Here is an 11,462-nt window from a genome sequence, read left to right on the forward strand (position 1 = left end):
CGCCTTTTGCTGCTCAGCGCGCCCTGGCCGGCGGGGTCATCGCCATCTTGCGCCCGCTGTATTCGGCAAGACCGATGCCGCCCAGCACGAGCACAAGCGCCAGTGCCTGATAGAGCTGGAACGTCTCGCCGACGATCAGCACCGAAAGCAGTGTGCCGAAGATCGGCACCAGATTGATGAACAGGCCGGCGCGGTTGGCGCCGATCAGTTCGTTGCCCCTGATGTACGTTATCTGCGAGATGACCGAGGCGCCGATCGCGGTGTAGACGATGACCGTCCAGCCGCGCGCGTCTGGCACGATGACCTTGCCGGCAGCGACCTCCCACATCAAGAAGGGCAGCGAGGTGATGAGCGCTGCGATCGACATGGCCAGCATCAGGCTCTGCCAGCGCATCGCCGGCTTCAGCCGCAAGCCGACCGAATAGCCGCTGTAAAGGATGACCGCCACCAGCATGATGGCGTCGCCGAAATTGAGCCCGAGTGTCAGCAGCCGGCTCGGATCGCCGTGGCAAGCGGTCAGGATGACGCCGGCAATGGTCAGCACGACGCCTGCGATCTGCGCCCAGTTCACGCGCAGCCGGAAGAAGATGAAATTGGCAACGATGATCAGGATCGGCATCGCCGCCTGTTCGATCGAGACGTTGATCGCGGTCGTGTAGTTGAGCGCCGTGTAGAAGATCACGTTGAACAGCGTGAAGCCACTGGCGCCGAGTGCCGCCAGGATGAGCCAGTGCCTGCGCACCACCGGCCAGTCCTCCTGGATCGTGCGCCAGCCGATCGGCAGCAGGATCGCCACCGCCAGCACCCAGCGCAGGAAGACCAGCATCATCGGCGAGACATGATCGACCGCGAGCTTGCCGGCCACCGAATTGCCGCCCCACAGCAAGGTGGTGAGCAGCAGGAATAAGTAGGCGTGTCGATGCATCGCGCGATTCCGGCCGCGGCGGATGCGCTGCGGTGTTTGCCGGCCTATTGCCCCCGTCAGTCCAAGTAAATGATGTCAAAGCCGAAAATTGTTGTGCCTCAGGGCATTTTCGGCGGCAAAGAAAGGTCGCACTCGCGAGGTCTTGACGCTATAGAGGCCTGTCGTTTCGAACCATATCCAAGCCGCTCGGCGGCGTCTCAAGGGAAAAGAAACATGGCCAATGTGGTGGTCGTCGGCTCGCAATGGGGCGACGAAGGCAAGGGCAAGATCGTCGACTGGCTGTCGGAGCGCGCCGATGTCGTGGTGCGTTTCCAGGGCGGCCACAATGCCGGCCACACGCTGGTCGTCGACGGCAAGGTCTACAAGCTGTCGCTGTTGCCGTCCGGCGTCGTGCGGCAGGGCAAGCTGTCCATCATCGGCAATGGCGTGGTCTTTGACCCGCATGCTTTCGTGGCGGAAGTGGCGAAGCTCAAAGCGCAGGGCGTCGAGGTGACGCCGGATCGCCTGAAAATAGCCGAAAACACAGCGCTTATCCTGTCGCTGCACCGGGAGTTGGACGGATTCCGCGAGGACGCCGCCTCAAATTCCGGGACAAAGATTGGCACGACCCGCCGGGGCATCGGTCCGGCCTATGAGGACAAGGTGGGGCGGCGTGCGGTGCGGGTGATGGATCTGGCGGATTTGGAAACGCTGCCCCTGAAGGTCGACAGGCTGCTGACGCATCACAATGCGCTGCGCCGCGGGCTTGGCCATGCCGAAGTCACGCATGACGCGATCATGGCGGAATTGACCTCGGTCGCGGACGAGATCTTGCCCTATATGGACCGGGTCTGGAAAATCCTCGACGACAAGCGCCGTGCCGGCGAGCGCATCCTGTTCGAGGGCGCGCAAGGCACGCTGCTCGATATCGATCACGGCACGTATCCGTTCGTCACCTCGTCCAACACGGTGGCCGGCCAGGCCGCCGCGGGCTCGGGCGTCGGTCCAGGCGCCATTGGTTATGTCCTGGGGATCACCAAGGCCTACACGACGCGCGTCGGCGAAGGTCCGTTCCCGACCGAACAGAAGAACGAGATCGGCGAGTTCCTCGGTACGCGCGGCCATGAATTCGGCGTCGTCACCGGGCGCAAGCGCCGCTGCGGCTGGTTCGACGCGGTGCTTGTGCGCCAGGCCGTCGCCGTCAACGGCATCAAGGGCATCGCGCTGACCAAGCTCGACGTGCTCGACGGGCTGGACGAGATCAAGGTCTGCACCGGCTATCGCCTCGACGGCGAGATGATCGATTATTTGCCGGCAAGCCAGGGTGCGCAGGCCCGTGTCGAACCGGTCTACGAGACGCTGGAGGGGTGGAAAGGCACCACTGCCGGTGCGCGCAGCTGGAACGATCTTCCGGCCCAGGCCGTCAAATATGTCCGGTACATAGAGGAGTTGATCGGCGCGCCGGTAGCCCTCCTCTCCACCAGCCCGGAACGGGACGACACGATACTTGTGACCGATCCGTTTCAAGACTAGTTTCTGAAGCCCTTCCGGGCATCGCGGCTGATTTGCGGGGGCCGGCGCGGAAGCAAAATACAGGTCGACTGAAGCATGGCAGATTTCGTTGCTGTTCTGAAAAAGGCGCTCGACAAATACGGCGAGCCGACGCCCGAAACGCGCACGCGGACCTACGATGGCGCCCGTTCCGCGCTGGCAAAGAAGCTCGCGGAATATTCGCCGCCGCTGGCCGCCGAGGTCATAGCCAAGCAGAAGCGCTCGCTGGAAGACGCCATTGCCAGCGTCGAGCGCGACTATGCCAAGAGCGTGCCGGAAACGGACCCGCTCGCCGAGCTGGAACACATCTTTTCCTCGATCGACCGCAACAAGAACCAGCCGAGCCACACGCGCCAGCCGGTGAAGGCAGAGCCCGCGTGGCCGGCGCCGCCGGCCGCGAAGCCCGAGCCCTATCGGCCCGCGCCGCCGCCCGTCGCCAAGGCCGAGCCAAGCTGGCAAAAGCCTGTACCGGTGCAGCCGGCGGCCCCCGACCTTGCCGATCATGCCTTGCCGGGCATGGATGCAGACCAGGACGATGACCGCGCCGATGTTTTCCCGAACGATGACGAGCCGGTCGCGGAGGCTGACGCTTTCCCGCGCCTGCGTCCGGCCGAGCGCAAGCGCAGTTATGGCGGGCTGATTGCCGCCGTCGTCGCTCTGCTGATCGTTGCCGGTGGCGGCTATGGCATCTGGCTGAACAAGGATGCCTTCGGCAAGATGCTGGGCCTGGGCGGCAGCAAGGTTGTCGCCAAGACCGAGCCGGTGAAACCGGCGCCGGCCAAGCCCGCGACCGACGCCGCGTCGACGCCACCGGCACCTGCGGCAGGCGCCGAAGCGACGAAATTCACGCAACGGTTGACGCCTGAAGGCGGCGAAACCGACCCCGGTCCGGCGGGTGGACAAACCGGCATAGGCGAGGGTGAATCCGTCGCCGCGCTGACGACGCCGCCATCGGCGACGAATGCGCCGGCCGCGCAGCCACCGGCTGCAGCCACGCCCGCCGCGGCGGCACCAGCCGCGGCCACACCTGCCGCGGCCGCACCCGCGGCAGGCACCGCGCCCGCCGCAACTCCGCCTGCCAACGGAACCGCGCCGGCGGCGCCGGCCGATGCTGCTGCCACGCCGCCACCCGCACCGGCAGGCGCTACGCCACCCGCACCGGCAGGCGCTACGCCCGCAGCACCGGCGGCCGCCGCTCCAGCGACGGCAACCTCGGTGCCGGTCGGCCAGAAGGCGATCTTCTATGAGGAGCGCACCAGCACCGCGCAGGGGTCGGCCGAGCCCGGCAGCATCGTCTGGTCGCTGGTGCAGGAATCGCCCGGCGGTGACCTGCCGCCCGAGCCGGCGATCCGCGCCGAGGCAACCATTCCCGGCAAGGACATCCAGTTGCGCATGACCATCCGCCGCAACACCGACCAGACACTGCCGGCCAGCCACATCATCGAGATGATCTTCCTGACGCCTGACGGTTTTGAGGGCGGCGGTGTCGACAACATATTGCGCGTCGCCATGAAGAGCTCGGAACAGGATGCCGGCAGCCCGCTGATCGGTATTCCGGCCAAAATCGCCGACGGCTTCTTCCTCGTCGCGCTCAACGACACCAAGGCCGACGAGGACGCCAACATGACCCTATTGCGCGGCCAGGACTGGATCGACGTTCCGGTCGTCTACAAGACCGGCCGGCGGGCGCTGCTGACCATGGAAAAGGGCATTCCCGGCGAGAAGGTGTTCGACGAGGCGATCAAGGCCTGGCAGGCGAAGACGGCGGGCTGATAGGACACGCCGTAGAGGCTGCCTTCGCTCAGAAGCCCTGAAACAGCATGTCGAGCGCGGCGACGATGTCGTCGTGGTGCTTCGAAAGGTTCAGCCGACTTTCGCCCAGTTCACTCACTGGGACGGTGGCAATCAGGTGCGTGGCCATGACCAGCTTCCGGCCGTTGATCTCGAAAATCGGATGAAGCTTTCGCATCGGTGGCGGCACTGCTGCGACCGGAAGAAGCGGAACGATCACCCGTGTCTTGAAATTGTCGAGCAGGTCGGATTGAACGTCGAGCAGATAATTGCCTTCGATGCGACTGGCGAAGACGTCGTAGCGCGCCATCAGAACTGCCGATATTCTTCCAGCGGAATACCGTTCTTTTCGACATAGTCGTTCCACGCATCCATCGTGGCCCGGTTCTCAAGCTTCCACAGCCGCGTTTTTTCAGCCGCCACGGCTTCCGCGATGCCAGCTTCCGCGGCGCGTGAGACATTCACGTCTAGCCCCTTGGCTTCCCTCATGAGGTTGGAATCGATCGACAGATTGGCTGGCTGACGGATCGCATTCAAGGCAATCTTACGCATAATAGCCTCCGGAACATGCGCATAATGTATGCGCACTCTCGTACGGAAGCAATAATCGAGCGAGAATACGGGTGATGCGCCCGACCCTCCGCTATGGCTCCGGACGTTCGTCGTTTTCAATCGACAAATCGTTGTCGATTGATTGGCCTTACGGCCGAGCGCTCCTCACCCCTCCATCTCTTCCCGCAGCATCTCCAGTTCCAGCCACTCTTCCTCGAGCGCGGCCAGCGTCGCGCGCTCCTTGTCGAGGGCGGCGATGGTCTTCTGGAACGAGGCCGGATCGCGCTCGTAATAGGCCGGGTCGGCGATGTTGTTCTCCAGCCGCGAGATCGACGCGGTCACCGCCTCGATCTTCTTCGGCAAGGATTCCAAAGCGAATTTCTGCTTGAACGACAGTTTTTTCGCGGGGCCTTTGGGGGCTGCCGGTTCGCTCTTGGCCAAGGCCGGCGTATCGCCGGCTTCGGCCTTGGCGCGAGCCTTGCGGTCATCAAGCCTGGTGCCGCCGCGCTGCGCCAGCATGTCGGAATAGCCGCCGGCATATTCGATCCAGCGCCCGTCGCCATCCGGCGCGATCAGGCTGGTGACGGTGCGGTCGAGGAAATCGCGGTCGTGGCTGACCAGGATGACGGTGCCGGCGAAACCGGCAACCAGTTCCTGCAGCAGTTCCAGCGTCTCCATGTCGAGATCGTTGGTCGGCTCGTCGAGCACCAGAAGGTTCGCCGGCCGGGCCAGCACGCGCGCCAGGATCAGCCGCGCCCGCTCGCCGCCGGACAGTTCGCGCACCGGCGTGCGCGCCTGCTCCGGCTTGAACAGGAAATCCTTCATGTAGGAGACGACATGGCGCTGCTCGCCATTGATGACGAGGTTCTCGCCGCGTCCGTCGGTGAGGTATTGCGCCAGCGTCTCCTGCGGATCGACCGCCTCGCGCTTCTGGTCGAGCGTGGCGATTTCCAGATTGGTGCCAAGCCTGATCGAACCGGCGTCCGGTGCCAATTCGCCGGTCAGCATCTTCAAAAGCGTGGTCTTGCCGGCGCCGTTTGGGCCAACGAGACCGACGCGGTCGCCGCGCTGGATGCGGGTCGAGAAGCCTTTGACCACGGTGAGGTCGCCAAAGCTCTTCTCGATGCTCTTCGCTTCGATCACCAGCTTGCCGGATTCGGCGGCGTCGCTCGCCACCATGGTCGCGTTGCCTTCGGCGCCGCGATGACCGCCGGAAGCGCTGGCGCATGGTCTGTAACTCGCCAAGGCGGCGCATGTTGCGTTTGCGCCGTGCCGTGACGCCGTAGCGCAGCCAATGTTCCTCGCGCACGATCTGGCGGCCGAGCTTGTGCTGCTCGCGCTCTTCCTCTTCCAGAACCAGGTCGCGCCATTCCTCGAAATGGCCGAAACCCTTGTCCAGCCTGCGGGTCTGGCCACGGTCGAGCCAGACGGTGGCGCGCGACACGCGTTCGAGGAAGCGGCGGTCGTGCGAGATGACGACGAGCGCCGAAGAGGTGCGCACGAGTTCCTCTTCGAGCCATTCGATGACCGACAGGTCAAGATGGTTAGTCGGCTCATCAAGCAGCAGAATGTCGGGCTCCGGCGCCATGACGCGCGCCAGTGCGGCACGCCTGGCCTCGCCGCCGGAGAGATCGCCCGGCCGCTCCTCGCCGGTGAGGCCGAGATGCTCCATCAGATAGCTGGCACGGTAGGGATCATCGGCGGGGCCAAGCCCCGCCTCGACATAGGCGCGCACGGTGGCAAAACCTTCCATGTCGGGCATTTGCGGCAGATAGCGGACCGTCGCCGAAGGCTGGCTGAACACCTCGCCGTCCTGCGGCTCGATCAGGCCAGCGGCGATCTTGAGCAGCGTCGACTTGCCGGATCCGTTGCGGCCGACCAGGGCGATCTTGTCGCCGGCCGAAGCCGTCAAGGCGGCGCCGTCGAGCAGCGGGGTGCCGCCGAAGGTCAGTTTTATCCCGTCGAGATTGAGAAGGGGCGGGGCCATGTCAGCTTTCGGGCAAGGGATAGGGATGAGCGAGCAGCAGCGCGCGGCCGTGGCCGAGGGCGATTTCGAGGCTGCCCCCGGTCTTGTCGAACTTGACCTCGTTGGAGATGGTCAGGGACGAGCCGAAAGCCACCTCGACCTGGCTCAGCGGCCATTTCGCGCCGGTGACGGTCAGGCCGGCAAGTTCGGAAAAGCCGAGGATCGAAAACAGGGTGCCGTCGGCATAATCGAAGCCGGCCGTTCCCAACAGCAGAGGGATACCTTCCTGGGCGCCGCTGGTCAGCAGGACGTCCGTTCCGGCCTCGGCCAGGCGCAGGGCGAGCGCCAGATGCAGGAAAGCGTGGTCGGCGCGCTTGCCGCCGAACGCGCCTGCCAGCACAAGGCGGGTCGCGCCGCGCTCGAGGGCTGCGGCGATCGCCAGTTCACCGTCGGTCTTGTCCTTCTCCGCCGGGAAGGTCTGGCGGGGCACGGCAGCGAGGTCGTCAGGCAGATTGGCCGGCACCGAATCGAAATCGCCCACCCACAGTTCGGGCACAAGGCCGAGCAGCCGGGCATGGCCGATGCCGGCATCCGCGGCGATGACGCGCGAGCCCTCGACCTGGCGGTCGAGCCGGGGCGTGCGGATGAGATCGCCGCCAAGCAGGATGGTGAATGTGCTCATATCTGGTGGCCTGTACCAGCCCGGCAGCGGAAACGGAAGGCCGGCAAACTGCCACTTGCGCGGTTCCTCGGCCGGGCCTATGTGTCGAAACGCTCTAACGGGGTGCCGGACGCGATCTTCGCGGACCGGCTGAGAGGCAATCTCGCCAACCCGCTGAACCTGATCCGGTTTGTACCGGCGGAGGGATTAGACGTTTCGGACAGTCCGACGCCTCAATTCCTTTCAATTCGAACGAAGGAGGCGCCGATGCGCACGCTTTTATACGCTCTTGTCTCAGCCACGGTTGTGGCGCTGTCCGGGCCGGCCTTGGCCAAGGACAAGCTCACCGTCTACACTTATGAGAGCTTCACCGCCGACTGGGGTCCAGGCCCGGTGGTGAAGAAGGAATTCGAGGCCGAATGCGGCTGCGATGTCGAGTTCGTCTCGGTCGCCGACGGTGTCGCCCTGCTCAACCGCGTCAAGCTCGAAGGGGCATCGACCAAGGCCGATATCGTGCTCGGCCTCGACACCAATCTCACCGCCGATGCCAAGGCTAGCGGGTTGTTTGCCCGCATGGCGCGGTCTCCGATATCAACGTGCCGGGCGGCTGGACGGACGATACGTTTGTGCCCTTCGACTACGGCTATTTCGCTGTTGTCTATGACACGCAGAAGCTGAAGACGCCGCCCAAGAGCCTGAAGGAGCTGGTCGAAGGCAGTGCCGACGACAAGATCGTCATCCAGGATCCGCGCACCTCGACGCCGGGCCTCGGCCTGCTGTTGTGGGTGAAGTCGGTCTATGGCGACAAGGCGCCGGAGGCCTGGGCCAAGCTCAAGACAAAGGTGCTGACCGTGACGCCGGGCTGGAGCGAGGCCTATGGTCTGTTCACCAAGGGCGAGGCGCCGATGGTGTTGTCCTACACGACCTCGCCGGCCTACCACATGGTCGCCGAGAATACCGAGCGCTATCAGGCGGCTTCGTTCGAAGAAGGTGAATATCTGCAGATCGAGGTCGCCGGCATCACCACGACCGGCGCCAAGAACCCGCTGGCGGCAAAATTCATCGCCTTCATGACCGGACCGAAATTCCAGGACGCCATCCCCGAGACCAACTGGATGTTCCCGGCAGGAAAGACCGACAAGCCGCTCAACCCGGCCTTCGACAAACTGGTCAAGCCGACCAAGACCTTGCTGTTCAGCCCCGAAGAGGTTGCCGCCAACCGCAAGGCCTGGGTGGATGAATGGCTGGCGGTGATGAGCAAATGAGCGCGCTTCTCACCCTCCCCCTTGTGGGGAGGGTCGATCCGCGAAGCGGAGCGGGGTGGGGGCTGCGACGCTGAGCACGGCCTCACCCCCACCCCGGCTCGCGGACACCGCTTCGCGGCATCCGCGTTCCGACCCTCCCCACAAGGGGGAGGGTGGAAGGCGCGCGTCCGACCCCCGCATCAGCGCCGGCATCATCGCGCTCGCCGCGATCACACTGCTGATCGGCGGCGCGTTTGCCGGGTTGCTTGTCGAAGGCGCTTATGACCTTTCGGGCGCCTGGGCAGCTTTCGATCCCTATCTCCTACGTGTCGTGCGCTTCACGCTCTGGCAGGCCGCCCTCTCGACCCTGCTTTCTGCCGGCCCGGCGCTGTTCGTGGCGCGTGCTTTGTCGCGGCATCCGCGCTTTTTCGGCCGCGCCTTCATCCTGCAGCTCTTCGCCGTGCCGCTGGCGCTGCCGGCGATCGTCGCGGCGCTTGGCATCCTCGCGCTTTACGGCCGCGCCGGCTATTTCGCCGGCCTGTTCAGCGCCGTCGGCGGCCAGGGCTGGCCAGGTATCTATGGCCTGTCCGGCATTCTCGTCGCCCACGTCTTCTTCAACCTGCCGTTGGCAACGCGGCTGTTCCTCGAGGCGCTGCAGACCATCCCTGCCGACCAGTGGCGGCTGGCGAGCCAGCTCGGCATGGGGGCGCGGCCGGCGTTCCGGCTGATCGAATGGCCGACGCTGCGCGCCGCTCTGCCCGGCGTCGCCGGGCTGGTCTTCATGCTCTGCATCACCTCCTTCACCATCGTTTTGACGCTTGGCGGCGGGCCGGCCGCGACGACGCTGGAGGTCGGCATCTATCAGGCGCTGCGCTTCGATTTCGATCCCGCGCGGGCGGTGACACTGACATTGCTGCAGATCGCCTTGACCTTCATCGTGGTGCTGGCGCTGACGCGGCTTGGCGTCAATGTCGTTGGCGACACCAATCTGCCGGTGGCGCAGCGCCGCTATCTCTCGGTCAACAGGACCGAAGCGTCGCTGAACGCCGCGCTCATCGTGCTGGCGCTGCTGTTCGTTGTCGGGCCGATGGCGGCCACGGTGATCGCCGGTTTAGGGGCCGATCTCGGCCGGCTCGCCGGCGAGGCGGCCGTGCGGCAGGCAACGCTGACCAGTGCGATGCTGGCCTTCCTGTCGGCGCTGCTTTCGGTGATGCTGTCCCTGGCCCTGACCATGGCACGCCGGGCGCTGGCGCTGAACCGCCGCGCCGGTCCAAAAACACTGCTCGAACATACCACCGACACCGGCGCCAGCTTTGTCTTGGTCGTGCCGCCCATCGTCATCGGCGCCGGCTGGTTCCTCCTGCTGCGCCATGCCGGCGACGTCTTTGCCATTGCGCCGGTCATGGTCGTCACGGTCAACGCGGTGATGGCGATGCCCTTTGCACTGCGTGCCGTCCGCCCCGCCTATGATGCGGCGAGCGAGCGTCACGAACGGCTCTGCGCACAGCTTGGCATTTCCGGCTGGGCCAGGTTGCGTCTGGTCGACTGGCCGTCATTGCGGCGTCCGCTCGCCACCGCTTTTGCTTTCGCCATGGCGCTGTCGCTCGGCGATCTCGGTGTCATCGCGCTGTTCGGCAGTGATTCCGTGCAGACCTTGCCCTACCTTCTCCTGGCGCGCATGGGCAGCTACCGCACAGAGGACGCCGCTGGACTGGCGCTGTTGCTTGGCCTGGTCTGCCTCGCTTTGGTGCTGGCTGCGGATTGGCTGGGAAGGGAAAAGGTCCGCAATGTCTGACGGGGCGGTGGACAGGAAGGGCGTTCCGGTACGGCTGGACAAGGTCTCGTTCAGCTATGGCGAGGCGCCGATCGCCTTCGATGTCGCGTTCGCCGCGGCGGAAATCACCGCCATTATGGGGCCGAGCGGCTCGGGAAAGTCGACGCTGCTCAACCTCGTCGCCGGCTTCGAGACGCCGCAGTCCGGCCGCGTGCTGATCGGCGGGACGGATGTCGCCGCCGTGCCACCGGCCGCACGGCCGGTGTCGATGGTGTTCCAGGAAAACAATCTTTTTGCCCATCTTTCCGTCGAGCAGAATGTCGGGCTCGGCCGCTCGCCATCGCTACGGCTGACCGAGGCCGATCAGGCCGCCATCGCCGAGGCGTTGGAACGCACGGGCCTTGGCGGCAAGGAAAAACGCTTGCCGCGCGAACTTTCCGGCGGCGAACGGCAGCGTGTTGCCTTGGCGCGCGTGCTGGTGCGCGATCGCCCGGTGCTTCTGCTCGACGAACCTTTTGCTTCGCTGGGGCCGGCCTTGCGCGACGACATGCTCGATCTGGTTGCCGGCTTGCATGCCGAACGTGGCATGACAGTGCTGTTCGTCACGCATCAGCCTCAGGATGCCCACCGAATCGGCCAGAATGTGGTGTTTCTGGACAATGGCACAGTCGCCGCCGTCGGCAGCGCGGACGATTTCTTTGCCGGGGCTGGTCCGGAGGCGTTCCGGCGCTATGTCGGTGAAAGTGCCGGGAATGCGGTATCACGAGATATTGCCCGGAAGCCGACATAATTTACGGTCAAACCGGCCTCAGGCGATGGGGCGCTTGCTTGCCATGGCAGACGTAGTGTGGCTAGGTCGGCCCTACTGGTCGGCACAAGCCGTGATTTGCCTACAGCATCCGCCGCACGCCCCGAGGGACGCGCGACGGATGCTGTAGAAGTTTGTTTTTAGCGCATGACGGGTTCCGAGGATCGCCCCCGATTTTCGTGGTCATGCGCCGGGACCTGAAAGGAAGCCG

8 protein-coding genes, 2 pseudogenes and 1 riboswitch are annotated in these 11,462 nt (G+C 65.0%); of the genes and pseudogenes, 5 read left to right on the forward strand and 5 right to left on the reverse strand.

Features of this window, described 5'->3' with window-relative positions:
- Positions 1 to 13 precede the first annotated feature (13 nt).
- Entirely contained in the window at positions 14 to 925 is a 912-nt protein-coding gene (locus AC0V8S_RS07490; RefSeq protein WP_475437309.1) for a DMT family transporter, read from the reverse strand.
- Between the two features lie 213 nt (positions 926 to 1,138).
- On the opposite strand from AC0V8S_RS07490, the gene AC0V8S_RS07495 reads away from it, so the two are divergent.
- The gene (locus tag AC0V8S_RS07495; RefSeq protein WP_475437310.1) at positions 1,139 to 2,437 is read left to right on the forward strand and encodes an adenylosuccinate synthase; all 1,299 of its coding nucleotides are present in this window, start codon (positions 1,139 to 1,141) and stop codon (positions 2,435 to 2,437) included.
- A gap of 75 nt (positions 2,438 to 2,512) precedes the next feature.
- Positions 2,513 to 4,228: a hypothetical protein gene (locus AC0V8S_RS07500; protein WP_475437311.1), complete on the forward strand. Its 1,716-nt coding sequence runs from the start codon at positions 2,513 to 2,515 to the stop codon at positions 4,226 to 4,228.
- A gap of 28 nt (positions 4,229 to 4,256) precedes the next feature.
- Here the strand turns inward: AC0V8S_RS07500 and AC0V8S_RS07505 are convergent, their stop codons facing one another.
- From AC0V8S_RS07505 to AC0V8S_RS07520, 4 genes and pseudogenes are all read right to left on the reverse strand, one after another.
- The gene (locus AC0V8S_RS07505) at positions 4,257 to 4,556 is read right to left on the reverse strand and encodes a CcdB family protein (protein ID WP_183463906.1); all 300 of its coding nucleotides are present in this window, start codon (positions 4,554 to 4,556) and stop codon (positions 4,257 to 4,259) included.
- The gene (locus AC0V8S_RS07510) at positions 4,556 to 4,798 is read right to left on the reverse strand and encodes a type II toxin-antitoxin system CcdA family antitoxin (protein ID WP_056576468.1); all 243 of its coding nucleotides are present in this window, start codon (positions 4,796 to 4,798) and stop codon (positions 4,556 to 4,558) included. The genes AC0V8S_RS07505 and AC0V8S_RS07510 overlap by 1 nt, the downstream gene beginning before the upstream one ends.
- A gap of 165 nt (positions 4,799 to 4,963) precedes the next feature.
- Positions 4,964 to 6,785, reverse strand: a pseudogene (locus tag AC0V8S_RS07515) (ABC-F family ATP-binding cassette domain-containing protein).
- Position 6,786: 1 nt separating this feature from the next.
- The gene (locus AC0V8S_RS07520) at positions 6,787 to 7,446 is read right to left on the reverse strand and encodes a thiamine diphosphokinase (protein WP_183463902.1); all 660 of its coding nucleotides are present in this window, start codon (positions 7,444 to 7,446) and stop codon (positions 6,787 to 6,789) included.
- Between the two features lie 88 nt (positions 7,447 to 7,534).
- A riboswitch (TPP riboswitch) is annotated at positions 7,535 to 7,649 on the forward strand.
- 43 nt (positions 7,650 to 7,692) lie between these two features.
- Here AC0V8S_RS07520 and thiB point away from each other — a divergent pair.
- From thiB to thiQ, 3 genes and pseudogenes are all read left to right on the forward strand, one after another.
- A pseudogene (thiB, locus tag AC0V8S_RS07525) lies at positions 7,693 to 8,690 on the forward strand (thiamine ABC transporter substrate binding subunit).
- A 178-nt stretch (positions 8,691 to 8,868) separates the two neighbouring features.
- The gene (gene thiP / locus AC0V8S_RS07530) at positions 8,869 to 10,464 is read left to right on the forward strand and encodes a thiamine/thiamine pyrophosphate ABC transporter permease (RefSeq protein ID WP_475438588.1); all 1,596 of its coding nucleotides are present in this window, start codon (positions 8,869 to 8,871) and stop codon (positions 10,462 to 10,464) included.
- Positions 10,457 to 11,233, forward strand: a complete 777-nt coding sequence (thiQ, locus tag AC0V8S_RS07535; protein ID WP_095201176.1) for a thiamine ABC transporter ATP-binding protein — start codon at positions 10,457 to 10,459, stop codon at positions 11,231 to 11,233. Before thiP ends, thiQ begins: the two co-directional genes overlap by 8 nt.
- Positions 11,234 to 11,462 lie beyond the last annotated feature (229 nt).

The organism is Mesorhizobium oxytropidicola (genome assembly GCF_056174625.1).

Excerpts from the sequence above, each read along its gene's own strand:
- AC0V8S_RS07505 (WP_183463906.1), bottom strand. The coding sequence starts at position 4,556 with ATGGCGCGCTACGACGTCTTCGCCAGTCGCATCGAAGGCAATTATCTG.
- thiQ (WP_095201176.1), top strand. The coding sequence starts at position 10,457 with ATGTCTGACGGGGCGGTGGACAGGAAGGGCGTTCCGGTACGGCTGGAC.
- AC0V8S_RS07520 (WP_183463902.1), bottom strand. The coding sequence starts at position 7,446 with ATGAGCACATTCACCATCCTGCTTGGCGGCGATCTCATCCGCACGCCC.
- AC0V8S_RS07500 (WP_475437311.1), top strand. The coding sequence starts at position 2,513 with ATGGCAGATTTCGTTGCTGTTCTGAAAAAGGCGCTCGACAAATACGGC.
- AC0V8S_RS07495 (WP_475437310.1), top strand. The coding sequence starts at position 1,139 with ATGGCCAATGTGGTGGTCGTCGGCTCGCAATGGGGCGACGAAGGCAAG.
- AC0V8S_RS07510 (WP_056576468.1), bottom strand. The coding sequence starts at position 4,798 with ATGCGTAAGATTGCCTTGAATGCGATCCGTCAGCCAGCCAATCTGTCG.
- AC0V8S_RS07490 (WP_475437309.1), bottom strand. The coding sequence starts at position 925 with ATGCATCGACACGCCTACTTATTCCTGCTGCTCACCACCTTGCTGTGG.